An 11,784-nucleotide genomic window follows, 5' to 3' on the forward strand; every position below is an offset into this window, starting at 1 on the left:
GACACAGGTATGCGCCAGCACCCCCTTCGCCTCGCCCTCGTGCTCGCCATCGGCGCACTGGCGATTCCCCCGGCCCAGGCCCAGCAGAAGCCGCTGAAGCAACCGGATGCGCCCGCCGCGTCCTCGACTACGGCAGCCGCCATAGTGAAAGGTGCCGACGAGGTGAGCCTCGACGACATCCGCAATTTCACGCGGGTGTACCACATCGTGCAGCAGGCCTATGTCGAGAAGCTCGACAACAAAACCATCATGAACGCCGCCATCAGCGGCATGCTGCAGAACCTGGACCCGCACAGCGAATACCTGGACAAGGAGGGCCTGGACGAGCTCGACGAGGACACCACCGGCCAGTACGGCGGCCTGGGAATCGAGGTGCTGCAGGTGGACGGCATGCTGAAGATCGTCTCGCCCATCGACGACACGCCGGCCTCGCGCGCGGGCATCAAGCCCGGCGACACCATCCTCAAGGTGGACGGCATGGTGGTCGACAGCCAGAACATCGACGAGGCGTTCAAGAAGCTGCGCGGCGACCCGGGCAGCAAGATCACGCTCACGGTTCTCCACGAGAAGTCCGACAATCCGATCGACATGCCTATGGTGCGCGAGCGCATCAACGTCACCAGCGTGAAGGTGCGCCGGCTGGAGCCCGGCTTCGTCTACATCCGTCTCAGCCAGTTCCAGGAAGATACCGCCACGGACCTGGACAAGAAGCTGGGCGACGACATCAAGAAGAACGGCGCACCGCGCGGCGCCGTGCTGGACCTGCGTTCGAATCCGGGCGGCCTGCTGACGACCGCCGTCGGCGTGGCGGATACCTTCCTCGACGGCGGCACCATCGTCACCACGAAGGGACGGCTACCCGACGCGAACCTGCACTTCGACGCGCATGCGGGCGACAGACTGGCGGGCGCCCCGATCGTCATCCTCGCCGATAACGGCACCGCCTCCGCGGCCGAGATCGTCGCGGGCGCGCTGAAGGACAACCACCGCGCGCTCATCATGGGCCGCCGCACCTTCGGCAAGGGCGTAGTGCAGACCGTGCTGCCGCTTGACGAAGCCCACGCGGTGAAGATCACCACTGCGCGCTACTACACGCCCAACGGCACGTCGATCCAGGCCGAGGGCATCAAGCCGGACATCGCCCTGGCGGACCTCGCGGTAAACAAGGCCGATACGGCACCGCAGCTGATCGGCTCGGAAGCTGACCTGCCGAACCACCTGGTCAACGAGAAGGCCGCCGCCGAGGACAAGAACCCGGGCGACGACGACGGCAAGCTGGCCATCGAGGATTACGCGCTGTCGCAGGCGCTCAACGTGCTCAAGGGCATGGCCCTCAGCCACCGCTAGCTACCACAACTTCCACCAGGGGCGGGAGGCTTGCGCCACCACCTTGCGCACCTTGCGCGGAAGATCGGGATCGGCCGGCGGCGTGGCCGTGGCTTCGACCAGGGTCCAGCCTTCGCAGGCGGACGCGCCGAAGGCCGATGCCGGCAGGTCGGCGTGAAAGGTCGTGACGCTCTGCGCGAGTTCGATCGGCAGCGAATAGTAATGATCCACGTCGTCGCCCTCGGCGTCCGCCGTGTCCTGCATGGATTCGATACGCGCATGGATCGCGTCGAAGGCCGCAGGCAGGCTGCCGCTGGTCGAGAGGTCGCGCGTATCGTCCTGCTGGCCGTCGTGCTCGGCGCGCCAGTTGCGCAGGCCGTTCACGTAGCAGGTGGATGAGCTGACCATCACGTTGTCGTCGTATTCGCAGGTGACCACCACGCAACCGCGGGAGAGACGCCGCATGGCGTCATCGGCGATCAGAGGTGCGGCGAAACGCGTGACCACGGCGAACCAGCCGTTGGGCAGGGACAGGGAAAACCCGCGCCGGGGATGGCTTGCCGTCTGTTCGTTGGGTACGAGGTCGAGTGCGGCGAGCACCTCGTCGCCGCGCTTGCCCTTGACTGCGAGCCAGCCGATCGAGGTACCCATGCGATCACTCCGCCACGGGCGGCTTCAACAGGAAACGCACCGCGAGCAGGCCCAACTCGTAAAGCAGGCACATCGGCACCGCGAGCATGATCATGGAAAGCAGGTCGGGCGGCGTGATGAAGGCGGCGATGGCAAAGGCGCCCACGATGGCGTAACCGCGCCCCTTGCTGAGCTTTTTCGCATCGACGACACCGATCGCCGCGAGGATCACCACCGCCACCGGCACTTCGAAGCAGAGGCCGAAGGCGAAGAACATCAGCATCACGAAATCGAGGTAGTGCGTGATGTCGGTCATCATCGCCACGCCCTCGGGCGTGACGGCTGTGAGGAACTTGAACGCCGCCGGCAGCACGATGAAATAAGCGAAGGCACAGCCCGAATAGAACAGCAGCAGAGACGCCACCAGGAGCGGCCGGGCCAGGCGCTTCTCGTGCCGATACAGCCCCGGGCTCACGAATGCCCACAGCTGGTAGAGGATCATCGGCATGCTGATGAACAGCGCCACGAAGAAGGCGAGCTTCAGCGGCGTGACGAAGGGACTCGCGACCTCGGTGGCGATCAGGTGCGCACCCTGCGGCATGCGCTCGACCAGGGGCTTGGCCAACTCGGCGTATAGACGGTTCGCCACCGGCACCAGGGCCAGCAGCACGACCATCAGCACGACGACAGCACGCAGCAGTCGCGAGCGCAGTTCGATCAGGTGGGAGAACAGGCCCTCTTCGACCACGTCGTTGGGCGACGGATCCGACTCAGGTGCGGTCATGCGAATCGTTCTTCAGCGGGAGCATGTCGCGAGCCGGATCCGGCTCGCGGGCCTCGGTGGGCGCGACCTGTGTTTCGGCGAAGGTGTCGCGCACCTGCTCGCCGGTTTCGAGGATGCCCGCACCCGTGGCACGGATATCCTCGCGCACGCTGTCGTGGGTGGCGCGGGCGTTCTCAGCGGTCTCGCGGAGGGTGCGCTTGATTTCCTCGGCCTGGATTTCCCGCTCCACCTCGGAGCGCACGCTATCCCAGCCGCTGCGCATCCGGCGCAGCAGCGCCCCGGCAGTGCGGGCGGCATGCGGCAGGCGCTCGGGTCCGAGGACGATGAGTGCCACCACCGCGAGCAGCAGCAGTTTGGTGAGGCTGATGTCGATCATGGTGCCGCCGGGATCACGGAGCCCGGTCGCGCGGCTCGCTCGATTCGCTGTGGGCCGGCGGGATTTCGGTCGACACCGGCGGGTCGGCACGCAGCTTTTCCTCGCGCTCGCGCTGCTGGCGTGCCTCTTCGTCGCCGTCCAGGCCCTTCTTGAAGTCCCGCATGGCGCCGCCCAGGTCCGAGCCGATGTTGCGCAGCTTCTTCGTGCCGAAGATCAGTACGACGACGAGCAGCAGGAGGACGATATGGGTAATGCTCATGGAAACCTCTGGGGCCGCCTGGGGTGGCCGGTGGGACGGGGGTCAGCGACTAGTGTACTCCTCCAGTTTATCCCTGAATTCCACGACCTCGCTTGGAACGTTCGTCACACCGCCTTCGAAAATACGGCGCGCCGTGATCCCCTTGCCGTAGATTTCCTCGTTGGAATCGTCGTCGATGCTGAAATGGGCACCATCCAGCGCCAGGCCCGCGTACAGGCCCTTGGCGCGCGCGTAGGTGTAGATCTCGGCGTTCATCCGGCCGTCGGTTGCCGCGGTGGCCGAGCGGCCGACCGGGCCGGCGGCGGCCCCTGCGTTGGCGCCCATCGTCCATTTGCCGTCGATGATCTCGTTCACGCCCCGGTCCGTCATGAAGACGAGGATGACGTCGGCGGACTGGATACCGACCTGGAAGCCGAACCCGGCCCCGGCGAGGGAAATGAAGTTCGGATTCGACCAGACGCCGTCGTGCTTGATGGAGATGAGGCCTTCACCCTTCGTGCCGGAGAACACGAAACCGCCCTTCACCATTTTCGGGATGACCGCGATGGCGTGGGCGTTCCTCAGCATGTCGGTCGGGAGGGATTTGTCCGGGGCGTCGTCCACCATTTCCCGGAGCACCCGCACGGCTTCCCTCGCCTGCTGCTTGGGCGGATCCGAGGCCTGTGCCGCCATCGATGGCAGCAGGGTGAAACATCCCAGGACGAGCAGGCTGAACAGGCGTGAAGACATCGATGGCTCCTTTCTGGCGCGGATGGGCATCGGCTGCGGCAACGCATGCGAGCCCCGCTACGCCGCCGTATGGCAGACTGCAGCGATCCCCGCGAGCGCCGGACGCCGATGCCAGGTAAACCAGACTATACCGGCCCTGCCGGTCAAACCCACGACAATGCGCCGAAGGCTGGCGTGCTGCTGGTTAATCTCGGTACACCTGACGCGCCCACCGCGGCCGCCGTGCGGCCTTATCTCGCGCAGTTCCTGGGCGACCGGCGCGTCATCGACTATCCCCGCCTGCTCTGGAAAGCGATCCTGCACGGCGTGATCCTGCGCGTGCGGCCAAGGCGCTCCGCGCATGCCTACGCGCGCATCTGGACGCCGGAAGGCTCGCCCCTGCGTGTCTACAGCGAGGCCCTGGCCGCGGCGTTACAAGCAGAGCTCACCGCGCGTCTTTCCGGCCCCGTGCGGGTCGCGCTGGCGATGCGCTACGGCCAACCGGACGTCGCCGGCAGCATTGCCGCCCTCCAGCGCGAAGGTGTGCGCCGCCTGCTGGTGCTGCCGTTGTATCCCCAGTATTCGGCCACTTCAACCGGCAGCGTATTCGACGCCGTCGCGGACACCATCAAGACGCTGCGCTGGCCGCCGGAACTGCGGCTTGTGAACGATTACCATGCGGAACCGGCCTATATCGGCGCACTGGCCGACAGCGTGCGCGCCCACTGGGACGCGAACGGCCGCGGCGAAAAGCTGCTGATGAGTTTCCACGGCATTCCCGAGCGCTACGTACGCGAGGGCGATCCCTATTTCGAGCAATCACAGGCAACCGCGCGACTGCTGCGGGAAGCGTTGGGCCTGTCGGAGATCGATGCCCCCCTCGCCTTCCAGTCGAGGGTGGGGCGCGAGCGCTGGCTGCATCCCTATACCGACGAGACGGTGAAGGCTTTCGGCGCGCAAGGCATCAAGCGAATCGACGTCATCAGCCCCGGATTCGCGGTGGACTGCCTGGAGACGCTCGAGGAGATCGCCATGCAGAACGCGGACTTCTTCCGCGCCGCTGGAGGCGACACGCTGAGCTATATCCCGTGCCTCAATGCCACGCCGCCGCACGTGGACGCGCTCGTCGCACTGGTGCGGCGGCACGGCCAGGGCTGGCCGGAATTCTCCGCGGGAAGCGGCGCCCATGCGTGAACTGAACCTATCGATCGCGGGCCTGGCGCTGTCCGGCCTGGCCTGGGGCGAGCCCGATGCGCCGCCGCTGCTGATGTTGCATGGCTGGCTCGACAATGCGGCGAGCTTCGCGCCGCTCGCGCCGAAGCTCGCCGGCCGCTTTCACGTGATCGCGCTCGACCTGCCCGGCCATGGGCATTCGCAGCACCTTCCGGAAAGCACGGTCTACCAGCATATGGATTACGCACGGGCGGTACTCGCTGCTGCCGACGCGCTTGCCCTGCCGCGCTTCCACCTGCTGGGGCACTCCCTGGGTGCCGGCGTCGCGACGCTGGTGGCGATCGCGGCGCCCGAGCGGGTGCGCGGGCTCGCGCTCATCGAAGGGCTCGGCCCGTTGGGCGACGACGGCTCGCGTACGCTCGACCGCTTCCGCGAAGCCATGGCATCGAAGGCCGGAGGCACGCGTCCCCTGCGCGTCTTCCCTTCCATCGACGATGCCACCCGCGCCCGCGCGCTCGTAGGGGGCCTCGACGCCACGCTCGCCCGGCCGATCGTGGAACGCGGTTTGCGCGAGGCCGGCGGCGGCTACAGCTGGCGCAGCGACCCGCGCCTGTCGCGACCCACTGCCATCCGCCTCGCTGAAACGCAGGTGATGGCACTGCTGCTCGGGCTCGCGACACCGACGTCGCTGTTGCTGGCGCGTCCGCACCCGCCCTACCTCGAGCCGGAGGCACTACAGGTACGCATCGACTGCGTGGCGGACATCCGCGTCACGCACATGGACGGCGGGCATCACCTGCACCTGGAGCGGCCCGAAGACGTCGCCAACTGGGCTCACAACGCGTTGTAGGAGCGCGCCTGCGCGTTTATGCCCGCGTCGGGTACGACATGTTTTGAGGCCGTGCCACGGAGCTGGCGCGCAAGTTTTCAGACTGAGGCGAAGGGCTGTCGCGCGCGGGCGCGCTCCTACAACGGCTCTTCAGGCCACCGGTTCGAAGCGGAAGCCCGTCTGGATCACCGGATCGACAAGCCAGTGGTCGGCCAGCAGGAAGGCGAACAGCACCATCAGGTACACGATGGAATAGTTGAACGTCTTCATCGCGAACAACTCGTCCGGCGGATTCAGCAGGCGGATCGCATACCAGAGGAATCCCGCGCCCAGCACCACCGCGCCGAACAGGTAGATGAGGCCGCTCATGCCGGTGAAGAACGGCAGCAGCGTCACCACGAACAGCAGGATCGTATAGAAAAGGATGTGCCAGCGCGTGTAAGTCACGCCATGAGTCACCGGCAGCATCGGCACCTGCGCGCGCGAGTAGTCGTCCACGCGGAAGATCGCCAGCGCCCAGAAATGCGGCGGCGTCCACACAAAGATGATCAGCAGTAGCTGCAGCGCGTACGGATGCAGGGAGCCGGTGACGGCGGTCCAGCCCAGCATCGGCGGCGCCGCGCCGGCGATGCCGCCAATGACGATGTTCTGCGGCGTCGCGCGCTTCAGGTAGGCCGTGTAGATCACCGCATAGCCAATCAGCGAGAAGAAGGTGAGCGTCGCGGTGAGCATGTTCACCAGGAACACCAGCACCAGCATCGAAAGGATGCCCAGCGTCATCGCGAACACGAACACCTGCATCGGCGTGAGCTGCCCGGTGGCAAGCGGCCGATGCGAGGTGCGCGCCATCAGCTTGTCGATACGCTGGTCGATCAGGTGGTTGAACGCCGCCGCCGATGCCGAGGCAAGCCAGATGCCCAGCGTGCCGAAGACCACGGCGTGCCAGCTCGGGAGCATCCGCTGGCCGTTCGGATCCACGGCGAGGAACATGCCGATGACGGCGCAGAAGACCAGCAACGCGACGACGCGCGGCTTGGTCAGTTCGAGGTATTGACCCAGGATGCTCACGGGGACTCCGATACGGGCAGGCGCTGCGTGCTCGCCAACGCCGCCAGCAGGGTGAACAGCAACAGTGCGGCTACGCCATTGTGCGCCGTTGCCACGGGCAGCGGCAGGCCGAGGTGTACGTTGCCGATGCCCAGCAGCACTTGCGCCACCAGCACCACGGCCACGGCGATACCGGCCTTGCGCAGGCCCGCGCGAGCCAGGCGATGCGCCAGCCAGGCGAGGTAGCAGAAAGTCACCAGCGCACCGATGCGATGGGCGATCTGGATGGCACTGCGCGCGGCCATGTCGAGCACGCCGCCTTCATAGTTGACGCCAACACCCCGCCAGAGCACGAAGGCCTGCGCGAAATCGGTCCGCGGCCACCATTCGCCCAGGCACTTCGGGAAGTCGGTGCCGCACGCAAGCGCGGCGTAGTTCGAACTGGTCCAGCCGCCGAGGGCGATCTGGCAAACCAGTATGCCGATGCCGATCGCCACCGGTACGCGCAGCGCGGCGAAGCGATCGTCGGGCGTGCCCACCTGCCACCAGCGCAGTGCGGCCCAGGCCAGCAGGGCGAAGGTGGCGAGGCCGCCGAGCAGGTGCCCCATCACCACGATGGGCTTCAACAGCAGTGTCACCGTCCACATGCCCAGCATGGCCTGGAAGATGATGACGGCCAGCGCGACCACGCCGACCTTCCAGGCGCCGGGCCGGTCGAGCTTCACGGCGGCGATCAACGGCAAGGCGATCGCCAGGGCGGAAAGGCACGAGGAAACGACGTGCTCGCCGCGCACGTACATCACCACGCCCACGGCCGCGAACACCGCGGCGAACAGCACGGCGGCCACTGCGAAGCGGCGGCGCCACGCGGCCACCAGCGCTATCGCCAGCACCATCACGCCGAGGCTTCCGGCGAGGAAGCGATGTACCTGCTCTCGCCAGGCCTTGTGCGTTTCGTAAGGACGATCGGGGAACGCCTGGTTCGCCTGCGCAATATCCTGCGCATGGCCCGGCCAGGTGACCTTGCCATAGCACGTGGGCCAGTCGGGACACGAAAGTCCGGCATTGGAGAGCCGCACGAAGGCGCCGAACATCACCACGCAGAAGGCGAACAGCGCGGCCAGCAAGGCCAGGGTACGGAGGAGCTTCACGGCGCGCGGCGACATCAGCGGATCACCTTCTGCAAGTCCTTGCGCAAGCCGTTCGGGTCGAACCCGGCCGGATACCATGCCAGCGCGGTGGCGTTTGATTCGACGAGCACGGCGGCGACGCTGTCGGGCTCGGCGGGGCGGAATGGAGCGAACGCGTCGGCGGGGTCGGCACCGATGCTGTAGTCGCGCATCACGGCGTCAGCGCCCCCGGGTGCCGGCGGCATGCCGATGTACAGCAGGCGCAGGCGGTCGGCATTACGATTGAGCACGATGCGCGCGTTACGCATCAGGCCCAGCGTATGCACGCAGTGCGCCGCGCAGTCCGGGCCGGGCAGGACCACCAGTGTGAGCCGGGGCTCGCTGTCGCGCCAGGCCCAGGCCTTGCCGTCCACGTCGACCCGGACCTCCGCCAGGCTGCGCTGCGGCACGATCGGCTGGCCATTGCCCTTCCCTTCCGGCTGCCACCCGGACAATGTGAGCAGGCCGGCGGCAAGGACCGGCGCGAGGAACACGAGCATGATCAGCACGAGCCTGAATCGGCCTCTGCGCGGCGTGGGGGTCTTGGCGTTCGGATCGGTCATGGGTTCCCGGGCGGCAGCTCAGCGTCGCTTGCGATGCAGGAGGACGAAGATCACCACCGCCGCCAGGGCGAAGGTGAACCACTGGAAGGCATAGGCGCGGTGACGGGCCGGCGGCATGAAGCCAGGCGTCCAGTCGCGCGCGTAGATGCTCGCCGGATCGGCGTCCAGCAACAGCACGCGAGGATACAGCGAGCGGCCGAGGTCGGCGCCGATTTCCTTGAGGTCCACGTACACCATGGTCTTCTCGGCACCATGCTGGCCGGGCAGGCTGTCGCCACCCATGCGGATGCCGACACCCGGCGGCGGCACGTAGAGTCCGTGGACATGGGTTTCGCCAGCAGGCAGGGGCGGCAGGCGCGGGTTCGCGCCGCTGTCCTTGGGCAGGAAGCCGAGGTCCACGAGCAGGTAGGGATCGTGCCCGCGAGGCGCAAAGGGCACGTAGACATGCACGCCCACCTGGCTGGCGTGGGTCTGGTCGTCCAGCAGGTAGTAACGACCGGAAACGAAGCTTCCCGGTACGTCCAGCCGCGGGTACCTGTCCACGGGCGGCGTCTCGGCGACCATGCCGAAGGCCTCGACGCCCGCCGCGGCGGATGCGGCGAAGCGTCGCAGGAGCTCGTCTTTCTCGGCCGCGCGGTCCAGTTGCCAGACGCCCAGCCGCATGAAAACAAGGATTCCCGCCACGGTGAGTGCGACAGCGAACCACGTCGGGCGACGCAGAAAGGTCATGCAAGACCCCGCGTGGCCGCCGCTATACTCGGATTGTCGCAATGGGGCGGAAGGGTCACGTGGAAACCATCTATAAATACGCGCTGGTGATCCTGCTGCTGGTGGTGTTGTTCAACCTCGGCCAGGCACTTTTCTTCATGATGACCGACAAGGGCCAGAGCAAACGCACGGTCTGGGCCCTCACCCGCCGCATCGGTCTCTCCCTGCTGCTCATCGCCATGGTGGCGCTGGGCATCTTCATGGGCTGGCTGCACCCGCACGGTGTCGGGCAATTCTAGCGCGCATGGCCGCAAGGCCAAGGCGCACTGCGGCAATCCGTGCAAGGGGTCAGTGGCTCGTGCCCAACCGCGCCTTGAACGTCGCGCGCATGTCGGCCGGCACGCCACCCTGCTCCAGTGCCTTGTCCAGCTGCGCGTAGCGCTTGCGGAACGCCGCCACCTCCTCGGCGAAGTGGCCGGGGTGGTAGTCGATCAGCAGGTCGGCCTGGGCGGCCAGCGAAACGTCGTCGGGTACGCCGTTCACGTCCTGCCAGTGCGCCTTCAGCCAAGCCACCGCCGCGCGCACGTCGCGCATCTGGCCTGCCAGGCCATTCACGTCGGGAGCGTTCGCAGGCCACGCCACCTCGACGACCTGCGCCTGGTCGTAGCCGTGCGCGGGCAGGGTCACGTGCAGTGTGAGGTCCTTGCCGGCAAGGTGCCAGGTGCCGGGCTTCGCATCGTCGGAACGGGTGAGTGCCACGCCATCCACCGTGACGCTCGCCGGCATGGCCGAGGCCACGACATCCACGGACCACTGGCGCGATGTGGGCATGCCCGGATAGCTGCCCGTGCGGGGCGCGATCCGCACGCGTAGCGCGTGCTTCGACCACTCGGACGAGAGCGCCGTGCGTGCGAAAGCGTTACCGTGATAGGCCTCGTCGTTGTCCGGCCATGCGTAGTACATGGGACGTACGAGCGAGACGCCCGTGTCGTATGCCTTGCGGCCCATGGTGCAGGTGTACGGCAGGAACGTGTAACGCGTGAGCACGGTAGCGCGCAATGCGTCGAACTCCGCTGGCGCGAACCGCCACGGTTCCTTGGTGAGATTGGGATTCTTCGTGGTATGCGTGCGCATGATGGGACTCCATGCGCCGAACTGCATCCAGCGGATGTACAGCTCCGGATCGATGCGACGCGTAGCCGGATCGCTTTCGTCGCGGAAAGTATGGCCGCCGAGGTCGTGGCTCCAGTAGCCGTACAGCACGTTCGATGCGGTGGCGGTAAAGCGCGGCTGGAATGCAAGCTCGCGCAGTTCGTCGTCGCTGTAGTTCCAGTAGCGTGACCACCAGTAGCCGAAAGCATAGTGCGGCGGCAGCGGTTCACGGCCGTAGCCGAAGAACGTGTCATCGGTGCAATCCTGACAGGCACGGCGATGCACCCAGGGCGGTTTCTCGTCACCGGGCACGAAGCTGCCGGTGTCGTCGACGAGGTGCCAGCCGTCGCGCGAGATCAGGCCGTCGCCCAGGTCGAGCAATGAGTTGTCCGAGGCGTGGCGATCGCCGTCCACCTGGTCGAGCGTGCGCGCGGTACCGCCGAGCAGCTGTCCCGAAAGCTTCACGCTCGGCTTCGCCATCGTGTTGAGCTTTTGGGCGGTGAGGCAGGGGAGCCGCCGAACGCGGCATTACATTTGTAGGAGCGCGCCCTGCGCGCGACATGTGTTGACGCCGTGGCTTGGAGCTGGCGCGCCAACTCCGGGATGGGGGCGAGGAGCGGTCGCGCGCATGGCGCACTCCTACAAATGCATGGCCAAGTCCGAGGGGAGTCGGCGGGTGTCGCCCTGGGAGCGATTGCGCAGGGAGGCGAAGGCCGGACGAGCACTTAGCGACCAGGGCGACGCGCGGCGACTCCCCTGTCTCACCGCCCAAAAGCTCAACACGATGGCGAAGCCGAGCCGACCAAACGCGGCGAAGCCGCACAAGCATTGAGCTGGCGCCAGCAGGCTAACTGCATGGCTTCAGCGCTTCGTTGGCTCTCGCCGCTGAAGGATCCCACACAAAGGCAGGTCTCGACGGATCGGGTAGGGAGCCGGAATATTCCGGCCCCCTCCCACACCACCGTACGTGCGGTTCCGCATACGGCGGTTCACGAGTGACGCTGGAGACGCCGGCTGCTGTCGGCCAGTGAGACCAGTCGCAGCCGGTCGAAGAAGCGTT

The 11,784-nt window shown here is 66.8% G+C and carries 14 protein-coding genes; 4 read left to right on the forward strand and 10 right to left on the reverse strand.

The genetic code is table 11. The features are described 5' to 3' along the window. The first annotated feature begins 9 nt into the window (after window positions 1-9). Window positions 10-1,347 (forward strand): S41 family peptidase, encoded by a 1,338-nt coding sequence (locus VGM71_RS09955; RefSeq protein WP_331544598.1) that lies wholly within the window; start codon window positions 10-12, stop codon window positions 1,345-1,347. On the opposite strand, the gene VGM71_RS09960 is transcribed toward VGM71_RS09955, so the two are convergent. Genes VGM71_RS09960 through VGM71_RS09980 form a run of 5 tightly spaced genes read right to left on the reverse strand, consistent with a single transcriptional unit; the run spans window position 1,348 to window position 4,104 of the window. After that, window positions 1,348-1,977 carry a hypothetical protein gene (locus tag VGM71_RS09960; protein WP_331544600.1) on the reverse strand — a complete coding sequence of 210 codons (630 nt, stop codon included), beginning with the start codon at window positions 1,975-1,977 and terminating at the stop codon, window positions 1,348-1,350. Window positions 1,978-1,981: 4 nt separating this feature from the next. Then, window positions 1,982-2,740 carry a twin-arginine translocase subunit TatC gene (tatC, locus tag VGM71_RS09965; protein ID WP_331544602.1) on the reverse strand — a complete coding sequence of 253 codons (759 nt, stop codon included), beginning with the start codon at window positions 2,738-2,740 and terminating at the stop codon, window positions 1,982-1,984. Further along, on the reverse strand, window positions 2,727-3,116 hold the full coding sequence (gene tatB / locus VGM71_RS09970) for a Sec-independent protein translocase protein TatB (RefSeq protein WP_331544604.1): 390 nt from the start codon (window positions 3,114-3,116) through the stop codon (window positions 2,727-2,729). The genes tatC and tatB overlap by 14 nt, the downstream gene beginning before the upstream one ends. A gap of 13 nt (window positions 3,117-3,129) precedes the next feature. Then, window positions 3,130-3,375 (reverse strand): twin-arginine translocase TatA/TatE family subunit, encoded by a 246-nt coding sequence (gene tatA, locus VGM71_RS09975; protein ID WP_331544606.1) that lies wholly within the window; start codon window positions 3,373-3,375, stop codon window positions 3,130-3,132. Window positions 3,376-3,417: 42 nt separating this feature from the next. Next, complete coding sequence (locus tag VGM71_RS09980; protein ID WP_331544608.1) at window positions 3,418-4,104, reverse strand: lipid-binding SYLF domain-containing protein; 687 nt, start codon at window positions 4,102-4,104, stop codon at window positions 3,418-3,420. Window positions 4,105-4,212: 108 nt separating this feature from the next. Between VGM71_RS09980 and hemH the strand changes: the two genes are divergently transcribed. Both hemH and VGM71_RS09990 read left to right on the forward strand, forming a co-directional pair. Continuing rightward, entirely contained in the window at window positions 4,213-5,277 is a 1,065-nt protein-coding gene (gene hemH, locus VGM71_RS09985; RefSeq protein WP_331544610.1) for a ferrochelatase, read from the forward strand. Next, a complete protein-coding gene (locus tag VGM71_RS09990) occupies window positions 5,270-6,106 on the forward strand; it encodes an alpha/beta hydrolase (RefSeq protein WP_331544612.1) in 837 nt (278 codons plus the stop codon). The genes hemH and VGM71_RS09990 overlap by 8 nt, the downstream gene beginning before the upstream one ends. Window positions 6,107-6,235: 129 nt before the next feature. On the opposite strand, the gene cyoE is transcribed toward VGM71_RS09990, so the two are convergent. Genes cyoE through VGM71_RS10010 form a run of 4 tightly spaced genes read right to left on the reverse strand, consistent with a single transcriptional unit; the run spans window position 6,236 to window position 9,593 of the window. After that, window positions 6,236-7,153: a heme o synthase gene (cyoE, locus tag VGM71_RS09995; RefSeq protein WP_331544614.1), complete on the reverse strand. Its 918-nt coding sequence runs from the start codon at window positions 7,151-7,153 to the stop codon at window positions 6,236-6,238. Next, window positions 7,150-8,298 (reverse strand): COX15/CtaA family protein, encoded by a 1,149-nt coding sequence (locus VGM71_RS10000; RefSeq protein WP_331544616.1) that lies wholly within the window; start codon window positions 8,296-8,298, stop codon window positions 7,150-7,152. Before VGM71_RS10000 ends, cyoE begins: the two co-directional genes overlap by 4 nt. Further along, window positions 8,298-8,864: a hypothetical protein gene (locus VGM71_RS10005; RefSeq protein ID WP_331544618.1), complete on the reverse strand. Its 567-nt coding sequence runs from the start codon at window positions 8,862-8,864 to the stop codon at window positions 8,298-8,300. Before VGM71_RS10005 ends, VGM71_RS10000 begins: the two co-directional genes overlap by 1 nt. 18 nt (window positions 8,865-8,882) lie before the next feature. Then, complete coding sequence (locus tag VGM71_RS10010) at window positions 8,883-9,593, reverse strand: SURF1 family protein (protein WP_331544620.1); 711 nt, start codon at window positions 9,591-9,593, stop codon at window positions 8,883-8,885. A gap of 41 nt (window positions 9,594-9,634) precedes the next feature. Here VGM71_RS10010 and VGM71_RS10015 point away from each other — a divergent pair, with 41 nt between their 5' ends. Beyond that, complete coding sequence (locus VGM71_RS10015; RefSeq protein WP_175472844.1) at window positions 9,635-9,871, forward strand: twin transmembrane helix small protein; 237 nt, start codon at window positions 9,635-9,637, stop codon at window positions 9,869-9,871. 49 nt (window positions 9,872-9,920) lie between these two features. On the opposite strand, the gene VGM71_RS10020 is transcribed toward VGM71_RS10015, so the two are convergent. After that, complete coding sequence (locus VGM71_RS10020; RefSeq protein WP_331544624.1) at window positions 9,921-11,204, reverse strand: TIM-barrel domain-containing protein; 1,284 nt, start codon at window positions 11,202-11,204, stop codon at window positions 9,921-9,923. Between the last annotated feature and the right edge of the window lie 580 nt (window positions 11,205-11,784).

Source organism: Luteibacter sp., assembly GCF_036499525.1.
In the GTDB taxonomy this organism is placed as follows: Bacteria; Pseudomonadota; Gammaproteobacteria; order Xanthomonadales; family Rhodanobacteraceae; genus Luteibacter.